Origin of the sequence: Paucibacter hankyongi (assembly GCF_037482915.1) — a bacterium.
In the GTDB taxonomy this organism is placed as follows: domain Bacteria; phylum Pseudomonadota; class Gammaproteobacteria; order Burkholderiales; family Burkholderiaceae_C; genus Paucibacter_A; species Paucibacter_A hankyongi.
The window spans coordinates 39,946-54,102 of sequence record NZ_JBBHJX010000005.1; the positions used below are offsets into that span (position 1 = coordinate 39,946).

The following is a 14,157-nucleotide window of genomic DNA, read 5'->3' on the forward strand; positions in this document are numbered from 1 at the left end:
GAGGGGGCGGGTGGGCGACCTGGCGTGTTTGGGGCCTGGGTGTGCGCAGGGCGCCCGGTCATGTCGCCCTTGGGTGCTGAGCGGATCGGCTTGATGTGCCTCAAGCAGGCTTGATTTGGAAGTGAGCCTACTCGCAGCAAGAACTGGTGGAGTGCCAAAAGTCATGGGTTTGGCGGTGTGTTCGCTGGGTTGGTGCGAATAGCGCATTGAAATCAAGTGGCTACACCAGGAATGTTGGTGTTTTGGCCCCCTGTTGTGCTCCCCTGACAGCGCTTGGCGTGGCCGAATTTTTGTGTGGCGTCTCCCTAGACTTGTTCCGGCAATGGACGCCGAGGCGTAGGCCGTCCACCCGACGGCGAATCGCTCCGGCCCATTGTGTGTTTGGTCATCCACCAAAGTTTCCGGAGTAGTTTTCCATGTTGAAGCAGTACAAAGTCAGCGCCATCGGCGCTGCGGCCTTCCTGGCTGTGAGCGCCTTGGGCTCCAGCGCATCGGCGCAAACAGCGCCTCAGACCCAGCAGATCGAACGCGTGACGGTCACGGGCTCGAACATCAAGCGTGTGCAGTCCGAAGAGGCCACCGTCGTTCAGGTCATCACCAAGCAAGACATCGAACGTTCGGGCGCGACCACCGCCAACGAAGTGTTCCTGAAGCTGCCCGGCTTCAGCTCCTACAACGACGAAGCCAACGCCACCGGCGCGCCCGGTCGTTCGACCTTGGGCTTCCGCCAGTTCTCGGCCGACGACGTATTGGTCTTGGTAAATGGCCGCCGCATGGCCAAGAACTCCGCCAATGCCAGCGCCTATGACCTGAGCAGCATCCCCTTGGCCGCGATTGAGCGTGTCGAAGTGTTGAAGGACGGCGCCAGCGCCATTTACGGCAGCGACGCCATCGCCGGCGTGGTCAACTTTGTGACCCGCCGCGACTTCCAAGGCATCGAAGGCAATGTGACCTACGGCCAGTCCTCGCGTGGAGACGGTGAAGAGAAGCGCTTCTCCGGCGCCCTGGGTTTCGGCGACTTTGAGCGGGACGGTTTCAATCTGCTGGTCACGCTGGACCACCTGAAGCGCGACCCCATCCTGCGCCGCGACCGCGACATCACCTTCCGCAAGGGCCCGGGCATGTATAACGATGCCGCACCCACAGGCAACGTGATCTCCAAGAGCACCGGCGGCGCCACCATGCCCGTCAACAAGTGCACGGAAGAACTGGTGACTGACAACGCCGGCACCTACTGCCCCTATTACTTCAACAAGGCGATCAACCTGATCCCGGCCACCGAGCGCACCGGCGTGCTGGGCGTGTTGACGAAGAAGATTGGTGCAGAGTCGAGCGCCTACGTCGAAGCGCTGGTCAGCACCAACAAGACCACCAACTTCTTCTCCGCCCCTCCCGGCACCTTTACCAATGTGAAGGTCCCCGCGGGTGGTATCACACTGGCCAATGGCACCAAGTTGCCCGAGGGTGAGATTGCCGAGAAGATCCGCATCCGCTATGACCAGAACGGCGTGCGTCGCTGGATGCCCAAGACCGACTTCAGCCGCATTGGCGCCGGTTTTGAAACCCGCGCCATGGACACCGACTTCACCTTCGAAATCGGCACCAGCGAAAGCAAGACCGACTACCAGGCGACCGGCTTCTTCGACTACGCCACCGCCAAGAAGGACATCGCCGCGGGCACCTTCTCGCCATGGGTGGTGCCGAACGCGGCCGACATTGCCAAGTACAACGTCAGCGGCACGACGATCTCCAAGGGCAAGGTGGACTTCTTCAACGCCAAGGCCACGCGCGAACTGTTCAAGTTGGACGGCGGCATGGCCGCAGCGGCGGTCGGTTACTCGCACAACAAGGAGTCGATCTCTTACCAGCCCGATGAGCTGTCGGCCGCTGGCCGCCTGAGCGCCACCGGTGCACCGGTCACGGCCATCAATGGCAGCCGCAAGCTCGACGCCGTCTACGCAGAACTGGGCCTGCCCATTCTGAAGACGCTGGAGGCGCAACTCGCCGTTCGTTATGACCGTTACAGCGACTTTGGCTCGGTCACCACGCCCAAGCTGGCCATGAAGTGGACCCCAGTGCGCAGCCTGGCCATTCGTGGCTCCTACTCGGAAGGCTTCCGCGCCCCGGCGTTTGAAGACCTGCTGAAGGACAACGAAGAGTCGGCCGAGTTCGCCAAGGACTATCTGGTCTGCGCCGACAAAGGCATCGACAAGGCCAACTGCGTGCAAACGCAGTACGACGTGGTCCGCCACAACAACCCCGATCTGAAGCCCGAGCATTCGAAGAACTTCGCCCTCGGCGCGGTGTTCGAGATCAGCCGCGATCTGGTGGTGTCGGCCGACTGGTACGCCATCAACAAGACCGACGCCATCGGCCGCAGCCTGCAATACATCTTGGACAACCCGGACAAGATGATTGGCGGCAAGCTGGGCAAGGACTGGGTTACCCGCGCAGCACCCGGCGCAGGTTCCAAGGTGGGCAATCTGGTCGGCGCGGACTTGCCGATCCTGAACGTGGCCAAGATCGAAGCGCAGGGCCTGGAGTTTGGCCTCAGCTACCGTCTGCCTACCGCCGTGGGTCGTTTCGCGCTGGAGAACCAGTTCAGCTACAACCTGCACTTCCGTCAAGCCCGCGCTCCTGGCGAGCCGCTGAAGGACTATGTGGGCCTGATGGATCGTCCGAAGTTCGTCAACAACGTGACCGTCAACTGGGACTTCGGCCCCTGGATGGCCTCGGTGTCTGACCGCTATATGGACGGATTCAAGGACGCCAATGAGCCGGAAGACGTTTCCGCCACCACCAAGAAGGTCAAGGGCTTCAACACCGTGGACTTGCAACTCGGCTACAAAGGCCTGGGCTTCAAGAACAGCAAGCTGATCTTTGGGGTGAAGAATGCCTTCGATACGATGCCGGGCCAGACCGACAATGACCAGAATGCCGGTTTCCCGAACTCGATGAGTGCGGTGGGTCGTCAGTACTACCTGGGCTATTCCTTCGGCTATTGATGCCGTTTGAGTAGATCAAACCATGGAGCCTTCGGGCTCCATTTTTTTTGCCGGCAGGCCCGGCCGGGCTCAGCCGGTGAAGCCTCCTAGAATCCACCTTCTTGTAGAAGAAGAACCCCATCGATAGCGCCATGTCCCAGTCAGACGATATTCATTCGCAGCCCAGCGCGGCGCTACCTTCGGCTTGCGAAGTCCTGATCATCGGTGCCGGCCCGGCCGGCAGTGCCTGCGCCCGGGTGTTGGCGCGTGCCGGTGTCGATGTCGTGTTGATCGATCAACAGCCGCAAGGGCGCGACAAGATTTGTGGCGACGGCCTAATCCCTGATTCCCACGCCGCCTTGGCGCGCTTGGGTTTGTTGGAGCGCGTGATGGCCCGCGCCGAACCGGTGGCGCATGTGGCCTGCATCGGGCCGCGCGGTGGTCGCATCGATGTGCCGGGCACCTTGGCTGTTTTGCCGCGCCAGCAATTGGATGACATCCTCTGCACGGGCGCCCAAGAAGCCGGTGCGAAGTTCTTTGCCCCGGTGCGTTTCGAGGCGCCGCTGCTGGACGCGCAGCAACGCGTCATCGGTGCACAGCTGAAGGTGGGTGATCAGCAGCGTGAGTTGCGTGCCGACTGGGTCATCCTGGCCACCGGCGCGGTGCCGAAGGCGTTGACGGCCGCCGGCCTGTGTGAGCGCCACACCCCCAGTGGCGTCGCGCTGCGCGGTTATGTGCGCGCACCGGCGATGGTGGGGCGCATCAAGGCCATGGAGGTGGTGTGGTGCAAGGCGGCGCAGCCGGGCTATGGTTGGATTTTCCCGGCGCCCGATGGCTGCTTCAACATCGGCGTGGGCGTGACCGACAGCCATCAAGCCGTCGGCGGCAAAGGCGCCAAAAAGGAACTGAATCTGCGCAAGATCTTCGACGCCTTCGTCGAGCACTACCCGCCGGCGGCGGAGTTGATGCGCGAGGGCGAGTTGCTGGGTGACCTGAAAGGCGCACCGCTGCGCTGCACGCTCAGCGGCGCCAAATGGAGCCGCCCGGGCCTGCTGGCCACCGGTGAAGCGGCCGGCAGCACCTACTCCTTCACCGGCGAAGGCATTGGCAAGGCGATGGAAACCGGCATGCTGGCCGCCGACGCCGTGTTGGCCGGTCGCGCCAAGGGCTGGAACGAGGCGCAAGTGCGCAGCGCCTACGAGCAAAGTCTGAGCGCCCTTAAACCCAAGTTCGACCTGTATGAGCGAGCCAACAAGGTCAATGCCCACCCCTGGTTGATCGACCTCTTGATCTGGCGCGGCAACAAGAGCGAGCGGCTGCGCCGCCGCATGAGCGGGGTTTTGAACGAGACCAGCAACCCGGGCAATCTGATCAGCCTGAAGGGCCTCAAGCGCCTGTTCTTCGAAGGCTAGGAAAGGCCAATCTATGTGCCAACTGCTCGGCATGAATGCCAATGTGCCCACCGATGTGATGTTCAGCTTCACCGGTTTGGCGAACCGCGCCGATGAACACAAGGATGGCTTTGGTATTGCCTTCTTTGAGGGGCGCGGTCTGCGCCACTTTGTTGACCATCACAGCGCCCGCGTCTCGCCGCTGGCCGAGTTGGTGCAGCGCTACCCGATCAAGAGCGACAATGTCATCGCCCATATCCGCAAGGCCACGCAGGGGCAGGTGGCCTTGGAGAACACCCACCCCTTCCAGCGCGAGTTGTGGGGGCGCTACTGGGTGTTTGCCCACAACGGTAATTTGAAGGACTTTGAGCCGCGCCTGCACGCCGCCTTCAAGCCCGTCGGGCAGACCGACAGCGAGCGCGCGTTTTGCTGGTTGATGCAAGAGTTGGCCAAAGCGCATTGCGACGTCCCCAGCATTGCCGAGCTGACCTGCACGCTGGCCGAGCTGATGCCGCAGCTGAATCGCTTTGGCACCTTCAATATGTTGCTCTCGAATGGTCAGGCGCTGTGGGCGCATGGCTCGACGCATCTGCATTACCTGTTGCGTGCGCACCCCTTCGGACGGGTGCATTTGCAGGACGAAGACATGAGCGTGGACTTCGCCGCGCACACCACCTCCGATGACCGGGTGGCCATCATCGCCACCGAGCCGCTGACCCGCGATGAGCCCTGGGTGGCCTTTCAGCCAGGCGAGCTCAAAGTCTTTGTGGGCGGTGAATTGATGGGCGCTGCGGCAAGCTGACGGGCTGTGCGGCCCATTCGCCGCCGTGTTCCGCCATTCGCCGCTTGAGCGCGGCCGCGCCGTCGGTGCTGGCCTAGACTGCCAACCATGCGATGCTCTTCCACACCTCCATCCGATAAGGATGCCCAAAAGCTCAAGCTCGATTGGAGCCAATGGGTCTGGCCCGGTCCGCGTCGGATCTTCAGCGCTGACGAGATGGCGCGCGCCGGTGATCAGCCCTGGCCCGACTCGATCGACCATTACGTTTACGGCAATGTGGTGGTGCTGCTGGCGATCAACTACAACCTGCTGACGCGCAGCCTGGTCCTTTGGGTGGTGTTGGCGGCCTTGGGGCTGAGCTTTGGCAGCCTGTGGGTTGCCAAGTCCTTGTGGCGGCAACCGACTCGCACGCGCCTGAATCTGTCCACGGTGGCCTGTGTCGTGCTGATGCTGGGCTCGCTGATATTGCTGAAGTTTCAGCCCCTGGGTCTGGGGCCGTCCTTGAGCAGCTCCGAAACGAAGGGCGTGATGCTGGCCTTTGTGGCGGCGGTGGTGCTGGCCATGACCTCCTGGTTTTTTCTGGTCTTGATTCGGGTGCAGCAGATCGAGGCGCGCCTGCGTGAGCTCGACGAGCAAGCCCATGCCCTCCAACTCGCCCGCCGCCTGGCCACGGCGCAGATGCAGCCGCATTTTCTTTTCAACACGCTGGCCTCGGTCCAGCATTGGGTGGACACCCAAGACCCGCGCGCCGGTGGCACCTTGCGCGCTTTCACCCAGTACCTGCGCGCCACCCTGCCCATGTTCGAGCGTGAGAGCCTGAGCCTGGCCGAGGAGCTGCAAATCGTGCGCAGCTATCTGGAGGTCATGCAGGCCCGCCTGGGCGAGCGCCTGCGCTGGGAGCTGGAAATCGAGCCTGGTCTGGACGCTGTGACCGTGCCGCCGGGCCTGCTGCTGACCCTGGCCGAGAACGCCATCGGCCACGGCATCGAGCCGGCCCTGCGCGGCGGCCGCGTGGTCGTGCGCGCCTGGCGCCAGGAGCAGCAGGTGGTGCTGGAGGTGGAGGACGACGGCATGGGCCTGAGCAGCGCCGAGCCGGTCGAGCGCCTGGGCCTGAGCAACTCGCGCGATCGCCTGCGCCAACTGCACGGTGATCAAGCCAGCCTGCGCCTGTTGCCGCGTGCACCGGGCGCCTTGGCCCAGGTGCAGATTCCCTGGCCTGCCGCGGGAGCGTCGGCATGAGCCTGGCCGCCGTGGCCTCGCTCTGGCGCGCCACGCGCCGCCGCCTGATGCCTTGCGACAGCGCCAGCGATCGCCTGCCCGACGAGGCCGCCATGCGTCGGCTGGGCCTGCAGCCCCTGGGTGGCCTGGCCCTCTGGTGGCCGCTGGGTTTCACCTCGACCCTGCTGACCTTGCTGTCGGTCTGGCCGGTGCAGAGCTCGTCCGCGCGCGGCCTGCTGCTGCTGATGCTGGGCTCATCCGCGGCAGGCTTTGCCTGGCTGGCGCGCTGGGTTTGGGCCCTGCCCAGCTCCGAGCGCATCTTCCGCAGCTCCCTGGGCTGCGCCATCGCCATGGTGCTGTTCGCCCTGCTGATCAAGCATGGCACCGAGGGCGCCGAGAGCGAATGGCTGCGCCTGATGTTTCTCGGCCTGGGCCTGATGGTCTTGGGTGGCATCAGCTTTCTGTCCATGTACCGCCGCCACCAGATCAGCGCTCGCCAACGCGAACTGGCCGAGCGCGAGCTGGCGCTGGCCGCTCAAGCGCAGCTGGCGCAGGCGCAGATCCAGCCGCACTTTCTTTTCAATTCCCTGGCTTCGCTGCAGCACTGGGTACACCAGGGCGATGCCCGCGCCGCGCCCTTGCTGGATGCGCTAACGGCTTATTTGCGCGCCACCCTGCCGCTGTTCAACCGCCGGCAGCTCAGCCTGGGTGAGGAGCTGGAGGCGGTGCGTCAGTACCTGGCGGTGATGCAGGCGCGCCTGGGCGCACGCCTGCAGGTGGAGATCGAGGTGCCTGAGGCGCTGCGCGCCGTCCAGCTGCCGCCAGCCCTGCTGCTGACTCTGGTCGAAAACGCCATCGAGCACGGCGTGGTGCCCAAGCTGGGCGCCGCACTGCTGCGCATCGAAGCGCGGCGCGAGGGCGAGTCTGGAGGGGGCCAGGTCTTGCGCCTGCAAGTCATCGATGATGGCCCGGGCTTGTCGGAGCCGCTTCCACCCGCCGGCGCCGGCCGCGGCGTGGGTCTGAGTAATTCGCGCCTGCGTCTGGCGCAGACCTATGGCGAGGCCGCCCGGCTGAGCTTGCGCAACGGTGAGCAGGGCGGCTGTGTGGCCGAGTTACTGCTGCCATGGCCGCCGGAAACGGGCATCCCTTCATGAAAAACTTGATAGCAAACCTGCGCGGTTTCTTTCGCGAAGTGGACTGGCGCCTGGTCTTCATGCTGGGCCCGCGCCATCGCTTCACGCCCGAGCAGTGGCAGCGCCTGGAGCGCCTGCCGGGCATCTCGCCCACCATCAAGGTGGCCGCTTCGGTCAACATGCTGGCCATTGCCTGGATCGCTTCGCTGGAGTTGCCACAGGCCAGCGCACGCCTCTTGTTCGCCTCGGCGCTGCTGTCGGGTTTGCTGGCGCTGTGGCTTGGCGCCGATCTCTGGCGGCGCCCGACTCAGAAGCGCCTCTACCGGGCTTATGGGATCAGTGGCCTGCTGTTAGGCGCACCGATTGGCGTCTTCATGGCCGACAAACCTCTGCAATGGTTGCAAGACCCGTCGAACCATGAGCTTCTGGTCCGCACCTTCGCTTTGAATTTTCTCTACGCCACAGCCATCTGGGCCGTGGCCATGTGGCGCAATGAATTCATGGCCGACTGGCTGCACGACGAGGCCCTGCGCGAGCAGAAGCTGGAGCTGGCCCAGCGCCTCAGCAGCGCCCAGATCCAGCCGCACTTTCTGTTCAACTCCCTGGCCTCGCTGCAGCATTGGGTGGCGGTCAAGGATGACCGCGCCGCGCCCTTGTTGCAGTCGCTAACGTCCTACTTGCGGGCCACCTTGCCCTTGTTCGACCGGCCCTTGCTCTCGGTCGGCGAAGAGGCCGAGGCCGTGCGTCGCTACTTGGAGGTGATGCAGGCCCGCCTGGGCGGGCGCCTGCGTTTTGTGCTCGACATCGCCCCGGACGCGGCCGCCGCCCAGTTGCCGCCCGGTGTGCTGCTGACCCTGGTGGAGAATGCCGTCGAGCATGGCGTGCAGCCCCAGCTCAGTGGCGGCGAGTTGCAGCTGCGCGCCTACCTGCCGGCCGAGGGCGGCTTGTGCGTCGAGGTGCTGGACGATGGCCCCGGGCCCTCGGATGCGCTCTTGCAGCTGCCTCCCTTGGACCCGGCCGCCATATTGCGCGATGCCCAAGCCAGCCTGGGCTTACAGAACAGCCGCTTGCGCCTGTGGCAAGCCTTTGGCGACCAGGCCGAGCTGAGCCTCAGCCACCGCAGCGAGGGGGGCTGCCGGGCGCAGGTCCGGGTGCGCCGCACGCAGCCCCAAGCCCAACAACAAACCTGAACGATCTTTGCGAGGACTTTCGATGAACACCGCCCAACCTGCCATCACCGCCCTGATCGCCGACGACGAAGAAGGCCCGCGCGAGCAGCTGCGCGCCGCGCTGCATCGGCTCTGGCCCGAGCTGCAGATCGTCGCCGCCAGCGAGCATGGCGTCGATGCTTGGGACGACTTCCTGGCCCATGAGCCGCAGGTCTGCTTTCTGGACATTCGCATGCCGGGCCTGAGCGGCATCGAAGTGGCCCGCCGCATGGCCGCCACCGCCAGTCCGCCGCAGGTGGTCTTCGTCACCGCCTTTGGTGACCACGCCTTGTCGGCTTTCGACGCCGGCGCGGTCGACTATGTGATGAAGCCCGTGGACGACGCCCGCCTGGGCCAAGCCATCGAGAGGCTCAAGACCCGGCTGCAAAAAGAAGGCGGCAAGGGCCCCGACCTGAACGCCTTGCTCAAGCAGCTATTGCCCGCCGTGGCGCCGCATAAGCCGCGGCCCATCCAGGCTTCGCTGGGCCGCGAGATCAAGCTGATCGCGCCCGAGGACGTGATCTATTTCGAGAGCGACAACCGTTACACCCGGGTCGTCTTCGACGGCGGCGAGGCGCTGATCCGCACTCCCCTCAAGGAGCTGCTGACCACCTTGGACACGGAACTGTTCTGGCAGGTGCACCGCAGCGTGCTGGTCAACAGCCGCCACATCGCCAGTGCCGTGCGCGTGGACGAAAACTCCATGCACATCACGCTCAAAGGCCGCGAGGAAAAGCTGCCGGTGTCGCGCCAGTTCCAGGGTTTGTTCAAGGGGCAGTAGCGGGTATTTTGCTGCCGTGTTGTGAGCCGAGTCGCAAGCTGCGATGATGGATCGCATGGAGCAAATAAGAAGACGTTGCTTGGGAATCATGGGGGCCGGAGGCTTGGCTCTGGCGGGCGTGCATCCGGGTGCACGCGCGCAGCCGCCCGCCGCATTGCGCCTGGTCACCGGTGATTTGCCGCCGTTTGCCGCCGGCCCGCCGGCAGACCGGCCCGGCGTGTTGGTTGAACTGGCGGAGGAGCTGTTGCGGCGCATCGGCCAGCCGACCAAGACGGAGTTCTTCCCTTGGGCGCGAGCGCTGTTGCTGTCCAGCAGTCAGCCTCGCATCTTGGTCCTGCCCTTGACCCGCACACCCGAACGGGAGGCCAAGTATCAATGGTTGGTGAAGCTGTATGTCCAGCATTTCGTCTTCATCAACCGGGCCGATCAGGCGCGCATCACGCAGCTGGAGCAAGCTCGGCGCCTGCGTATTTCGGTGCTGCGCGGTGCCCCCAGCGCCGCACAATTGCTGCGGGCCGGCTTTAGCGAGGAGCAACTGGTCTGGGCCGGCAGCGTGGAAGAAACCCTGCGGCAGCTAGAGCGTGGCCATGCCGACGCCATCTTTGCGAGTGAGGAAATCACCCTGGACATGGTGCGAGTCAGCGGGCGAAAGACCGCTGACTTTCAGGTCGGCTTGATGCTCGAGTCCGGTGAAATTTGGCTCGCCGCGGGCGGCGGCGTGACCGAGCTCGAGCAGCAGCGGTTGCGGGACGTGCACCGCGCCATGCGGGCCGACGGCAGCATCGAGCGCTTGTTCAAAAGCTACGACATCAAGTTGCGGCACGAAGACTTGCGCTGAACAAGCGGCTCGCCGCTGCCGCTGCATCAGGGCACGGCGGTGGTTGAAATTCAGGCCGCGCCGTCCTTCAACAGGTAGGCGATCGCCGCCGTGATCGTCGCCATCTGCGCCTCATTGCACTGAGCGGGGCTGGCCGTCTTGCTGTCGGGGTAGACCTCGGTGGTGGTGACGAAGCGTGCCGCCGTGATGCCGCCGCACAGGCCCAGCGTCCGCTTGGCGTAATTGATGACGCCGAACTGCTGCAGCGGTGTGCCAATGATGCGGCCTTGCTCGTCGGCCTCGGCGATGTGGGTCACCTGGCCGACGGCCGCAATCAGCGCCTGCTGGAACTCAGGCGCAGGGCGTTCTTCGTCGCCGACGAGGTAGAAACCATCGGGGATGGCATGCCATTCAAAGACCGAGCCGTCACGTGCCGCCTTGGCCGGTCCGAACTCGCTGTTGTCGGTGTCGGTGGTCTCGTGCAGATCGACGTGCAGGTCGACATGTGCGCAGTTCGCCGCCACACAGGCCATGGCGAGCGCGGACTCGGCGGCCGGGCTGTCCGGCTTGAATTGCCGGTTGGGGTCGATCGCATCGGGGTTCCAGCGGTTGATGGTCTCGTAGGCCCAGGGGCTGATGCAGGGCAAGACCAGCAGATTGACGCGGCCTGCGTGCTTATCGAACTGCTGCGCCAGCCATTGCAGGCAGCCCTGCACGCCGCTGGTTTCATAACCGTGCACGCCACCGGTGACCAAGACCACCGGCAGCTCGGGTTGCCAGTTGCGGCTGCGCACGGCATAGAGGGGGTAGCTGCCCAAGCCAAGGCGGGCGTAGTCGGTGGCGCCGTACTGAATCAGCTCAGCGTGTTCGGGCAGATGGGCCTGCAGCGGCGCGAGCACCTCGTCGGCATAGCTGCGCTGCAAGCGCTGGCGGGCGAGCCAAGCTGCTTTTTCTGCTGCGCCCCAGGGGGTGCCGGGGCTGCCGATCGGATAAGGGGCGACTGAAGGTGCTGCGGTCACGGGGCTTGTCCCTGTAAATTTGGAGATGCGCCGCACGATACACCGGCGGGCCCGGTCGGCCGATTTTGCTTCTCTCTGGCCTGTCGTTTTTGAGCAGATGCTTCTGCCAGTCCTAGTCCGCCCTCCGGGTGCGTGGGCACTGCTTTGAGGGGCGGGGAGTTACCGTGACACAAGCCCTGGCCTTTGTGCACAATGGCCGGATCGTTTTCACCCGAACAAAGAAGCATCGATGGCTCCGTTCCCGACTCCCCGTTTCGATGAGTTCTACCGTTACGAGCCGCTGACCGCGCTGCTGTTCGCCTATGCCGAGGCCTGCCCCAATCTGGTGTCGGTGCGCTCCATCGGGCGCAGCCATGAGGGGCGCGACATCTGGGTGCTGGTGCTGACCAACACCGCCACCGGCGCCGATGTGGACAAGCCCGCCTTCTGGTTGGACGGCAACATCCACGCCGCCGAACTGACCGCCTCGACCACCTGCCTCTACTACCTGCACCACCTGCTCAGCGGCTACGGCAGTGACCCGCAGGTGACGCGGTTGCTGGACACCCGCGCCGTCTACATGGTGCCGCGCCTGAACCCGGACGGCGCCGAGCTGGCCTTGGCGGACCGGCCGCGCCACATCCGTTCCTCGACCCGTCCTTATCCCTATGACGAAGAGCCGGTCGATGGCCTGACGCCGGAGGACGTGGACGGAGATGGCCGCATCCTCAGCATGCGTGTGCCCGACCCGCATGGCACCTACAAGAAGCATCCGGACGAGCCGCGCCTGCTGGTGGCGCGCGAGCCGGGCGAGTTCGGCGGCCAGTATTACCGCCTGCTGCCCGAAGGCTTCATCAAGAACCATGACGGCCTGACGGTGACCGTCAACAAGGACCGCGAAGGACTGGACCTGAATCGCAACTTCCCCAGTGAATGGCGGCAGGAGTACAAGCAGGTCGGCGCCGGGCCCTATCCGACCAGCGAGCCCGAGGTGCGGGCCATGGTCGACTTCATCACCGCGCACCCCAATATCGGCGCGGCCATCAGCTATCACACCCACAGCGGCGTGATCCTGCGGCCCATGGGATCGCAAAGCGACGATGACATGATCCCCGAGGACTTGTGGAGCTATAAGCGCTTCTCGGCCCTCGGTGAAAAGCACAGCGGCTACCCGGCCATCAGCATCTGGCACGACTTCAAATACCACCCCAAGGAGGTCATCACCGGCACGCAGGACTGGGTCTACGAGCACCTGGGCGCTCTGTTCTGGGTGGTTGAGCTGTGGTCGCCGAATAAAGAGGCGGGCGTCGAGGGCTATAAGTGGATCGACTGGTACCGCGATCATCCGGTTGAGGACGACTTGAAGCTGCTCAAGTGGAGCGACGAGCAATGCGGCGGCCAAGCCTATCTGGACTGGAAGCCCTTTCACCACCCGCAGCTCGGTGACGTCGAGATTGGCGGTTGGGACAAGATGAACTACTGGCGCAATCCGCCGCCGGCGCTGCGCGAACGCGAGGCGGCGCGCTTCCCGGCCTGGATGAACCAGATCGCCCTGAGCCTGCCCAAGCTGGAGCTGCTGCGCACCGAGGTGCGCGCTCTCGGCCCGGACAGCTGGCGCATCCGCATGGCGGTGGCCAATAGCGGCTATTTGCCGGCCTATGTGACCAAGCGTGCGCTAGAGCGCAAGGTGGTGCGCGGGGTGATGTTCGAAATCCATCTGCCTGCGTTGGACCCGACCGTTAGCCTGGTCAGCGGCAAGGAACGGATGGAAGGCCCGCAGTTGGAGGGTCATGGGCCCAAGAACTCACAGCAGGCCTTTTTGCCGAACCGCGAACTGACCGCCGACCGGGCGGTGGGCGAGTGGGTGGTGCGCGCCCCCAAGGGCACGCGGCTGGCGCTGACCGCCAGCGCCGAGCGGGCGGGGACGGTGCGCACGGAAGTCGTGCTGGATTGACGCCGTCCGCCGGCCATCCGGTGGGCTGACTGGCGGCGGCATGGCTCAGCGCGTCGGGCGCCGCCGCCAAGCCAGCAGGCCCAGCCCGCTCAGCAGCAAGCCCCATTGCGCGGGCTCAGGCACCGCTGCGGCGGCGAAATAGATCTCATCAAGCCCGTAGGCGTCGTCAAAACCACCGAAGGACAGTCGCACTTGGGTGAAGGCTTGCTCCTGAGCCAGCCCGATGAACTGCGTCGCGCCACTGGGCTGGCTGGAGCTCAGGCTCAGCACGTCCACGCCCGAAGCGTAGGTGCCCGTGTTGGTGCTCAGGCGCAATGCGCCTGCTGGGGGTGAGCTGTCGCCGATATCGGAACTGGTGAAGCCGAAGGCGGTGACCGGCTGGGCGAAGGTGATGGTCAGTGTGCCCGGCGCCACGGCCCCACCGTAGACCAACACATAGTGGCTGCCGTCGGACGCCGAAGCGTCGTAGCCGAGTTGTGGCGTGTTTGCGCCGGTCTGCACCGCAATGCCGGGGATGCTAACCGACAGACTCAGCAGCGGTGTGATGACCGGGGCCGAGCCCAGCAAAGTGCCGTCTAGCGCTTCGAAGCTCTCCATCGTGAGCCCAGGCACTGCGGCCAGAAAGAGCGCTTCGTTGCTGTAGGTCTGTGTCGTCGCCTGGGCGTTGGCGCTGGCGGCCAGTGCAGCGGCCAGGGCCAGCGCTTGCAGTGGGGAGGGATGGCTGAGCTGTGACATGGGCGTCCTCGGAGTCGAAGGGATGTGGCGGCAGGACCAACAGAGCCATCCTGCCATGCGACCGTCGCAAGCTTGCTTCAACGAACGCCTGTTTTGAGGCGTGAAGGCCTCAATCCACTAAGGCTAGGGGACGACTGTGATGTTCAGACCTCAGGAG

General features: G+C 64.7%; 11 protein-coding genes. 9 read left to right on the forward strand and 2 right to left on the reverse strand.

Annotated elements, in window-relative coordinates:
• Window positions 1–416: 416 nt before the first annotated feature.
• From WG899_RS09815 to WG899_RS09850, 8 genes are all read left to right on the forward strand, one after another.
• Window positions 417–3,005 carry a TonB-dependent receptor gene (locus WG899_RS09815; RefSeq protein ID WP_339595458.1) on the forward strand — a complete coding sequence of 863 codons (2,589 nt, stop codon included), beginning with the start codon at window positions 417–419 and terminating at the stop codon, window positions 3,003–3,005.
• Between the two features lie 131 nt (window positions 3,006–3,136).
• Window positions 3,137–4,396, forward strand: coding sequence for an NAD(P)/FAD-dependent oxidoreductase (locus WG899_RS09820; RefSeq protein WP_339595459.1), 1,260 nt, complete (start codon window positions 3,137–3,139; stop codon window positions 4,394–4,396).
• Window positions 4,397–4,409: 13 nt separating this feature from the next.
• Window positions 4,410–5,177, forward strand: a complete 768-nt coding sequence (locus WG899_RS09825; RefSeq protein WP_339595460.1) for a class II glutamine amidotransferase — start codon at window positions 4,410–4,412, stop codon at window positions 5,175–5,177.
• A gap of 87 nt (window positions 5,178–5,264) precedes the next feature.
• Complete coding sequence (locus tag WG899_RS09830) at window positions 5,265–6,395, forward strand: sensor histidine kinase (RefSeq protein ID WP_339595461.1); 1,131 nt, start codon at window positions 5,265–5,267, stop codon at window positions 6,393–6,395.
• Entirely contained in the window at window positions 6,392–7,528 is a 1,137-nt protein-coding gene (locus tag WG899_RS09835; protein WP_339595462.1) for a sensor histidine kinase, read from the forward strand. Before WG899_RS09830 ends, WG899_RS09835 begins: the two co-directional genes overlap by 4 nt.
• Window positions 7,525–8,697 (forward strand): sensor histidine kinase, encoded by a 1,173-nt coding sequence (locus tag WG899_RS09840; RefSeq protein WP_339595463.1) that lies wholly within the window; start codon window positions 7,525–7,527, stop codon window positions 8,695–8,697. The genes WG899_RS09835 and WG899_RS09840 overlap by 4 nt, the downstream gene beginning before the upstream one ends.
• 22 nt (window positions 8,698–8,719) lie before the next feature.
• Window positions 8,720–9,496 carry a LytR/AlgR family response regulator transcription factor gene (locus WG899_RS09845; RefSeq protein WP_339595464.1) on the forward strand — a complete coding sequence of 259 codons (777 nt, stop codon included), beginning with the start codon at window positions 8,720–8,722 and terminating at the stop codon, window positions 9,494–9,496.
• 79 nt (window positions 9,497–9,575) lie between these two features.
• The gene (locus WG899_RS09850; RefSeq protein ID WP_444718835.1) at window positions 9,576–10,334 is read left to right on the forward strand and encodes a substrate-binding periplasmic protein; all 759 of its coding nucleotides are present in this window, start codon (window positions 9,576–9,578) and stop codon (window positions 10,332–10,334) included.
• Window positions 10,335–10,384: 50 nt separating this feature from the next.
• On the opposite strand, the gene WG899_RS09855 is transcribed toward WG899_RS09850, so the two are convergent.
• Window positions 10,385–11,332: a M14 family metallopeptidase gene (locus WG899_RS09855; RefSeq protein ID WP_339595465.1), complete on the reverse strand. Its 948-nt coding sequence runs from the start codon at window positions 11,330–11,332 to the stop codon at window positions 10,385–10,387.
• A gap of 229 nt (window positions 11,333–11,561) precedes the next feature.
• Between WG899_RS09855 and WG899_RS09860 the strand changes: the two genes are divergently transcribed.
• The gene (locus WG899_RS09860) at window positions 11,562–13,265 is read left to right on the forward strand and encodes a M14 family zinc carboxypeptidase (protein ID WP_339595466.1); all 1,704 of its coding nucleotides are present in this window, start codon (window positions 11,562–11,564) and stop codon (window positions 13,263–13,265) included.
• A 45-nt stretch (window positions 13,266–13,310) separates the two neighbouring features.
• Here WG899_RS09860 and WG899_RS09865 read toward each other — a convergent pair whose 3' ends face one another.
• Window positions 13,311–14,000 (reverse strand): PEP-CTERM sorting domain-containing protein, encoded by a 690-nt coding sequence (locus WG899_RS09865; RefSeq protein ID WP_339595467.1) that lies wholly within the window; start codon window positions 13,998–14,000, stop codon window positions 13,311–13,313.
• Window positions 14,001–14,157 lie beyond the last annotated feature (157 nt).

Bases quoted from the DNA above. Each gene is read 5' to 3' on its own strand.
- WG899_RS09815 (WP_339595458.1), top strand. From the start codon at position 417: ATGTTGAAGCAGTACAAAGTCAGCGCCATCGGCGCTGCGGCCTTCCTG.
- WG899_RS09820 (WP_339595459.1), top strand. From the start codon at position 3,137: ATGTCCCAGTCAGACGATATTCATTCGCAGCCCAGCGCGGCGCTACCT.
- WG899_RS09825 (WP_339595460.1), top strand. From the start codon at position 4,410: ATGTGCCAACTGCTCGGCATGAATGCCAATGTGCCCACCGATGTGATG.
- WG899_RS09830 (WP_339595461.1), top strand. From the start codon at position 5,265: ATGCGATGCTCTTCCACACCTCCATCCGATAAGGATGCCCAAAAGCTC.
- WG899_RS09835 (WP_339595462.1), top strand. From the start codon at position 6,392: ATGAGCCTGGCCGCCGTGGCCTCGCTCTGGCGCGCCACGCGCCGCCGC.
- WG899_RS09840 (WP_339595463.1), top strand. From the start codon at position 7,525: ATGAAAAACTTGATAGCAAACCTGCGCGGTTTCTTTCGCGAAGTGGAC.
- WG899_RS09845 (WP_339595464.1), top strand. From the start codon at position 8,720: ATGAACACCGCCCAACCTGCCATCACCGCCCTGATCGCCGACGACGAA.
- WG899_RS09860 (WP_339595466.1), top strand. From the start codon at position 11,562: ATGGCTCCGTTCCCGACTCCCCGTTTCGATGAGTTCTACCGTTACGAG.
- WG899_RS09865 (WP_339595467.1), bottom strand. From the start codon at position 14,000: ATGTCACAGCTCAGCCATCCCTCCCCACTGCAAGCGCTGGCCCTGGCC.